Raw genomic sequence first — 598 nt, forward strand, 5'->3', positions numbered from 1 at the left:
CTTCGCTGTGTCTGGTGTTTTACTCGCTGGCCGATTAAAAATGGATCCCTTCGGTGTTATCGTCCTAGGCAGCGTGACTGCCATTGGCGGTGGCACTATTCGTGATATGGCACTTGGTGCGACCCCCGTCTTTTGGATTACCGATACCACTTATCTTTGGGTTATCTTCATCACCTGCTTGTTAACTATGATCTTGGTTCGCAGACCAAAACGGTTAGCTTGGTGGGTTTTACCCGTGTGTGACGCCATCGGTCTGGCCGTATTTGTGGGAATTGGGGTAGAAAAAGCGCTCGCCTACAACGCCTCAGGCATGGTTGCCGTGATCATGGGTGTAATCACCGGTTGCGGTGGCGGCATAATCCGAGATGTCTTAGCCCGAGAGGTACCTATGGTGCTAAGAAGCGAAGTCTACGCCACAGCCTGTATCATTGGTGGTATCTTCCACACGATGGCTGTGAGTATGGGTTACGATCATTCCACAGCCCTGCTCGCAGGTGTTATCTCAACACTAGTGATTCGCCTTGGTGCGATTCGTTGGCATCTATCTTTACCTACTTTCGCCATCAACCGCTAAGCAATTCAAGAACAGATTTCAATC

1 protein-coding gene is annotated in these 598 nt (G+C 50.2%); it reads left to right on the forward strand.

The features are described 5' to 3' along the window. Positions 1–574 (forward strand): TRIC cation channel family protein (locus tag R7040_RS28065; RefSeq protein WP_318097832.1); only part of this gene is annotated, 574 nt, incomplete at its 5' end. Positions 575–598: the final 24 nt, after the last annotated feature.

Source organism: Vibrio sp. 1069 (genome assembly GCF_033340555.1).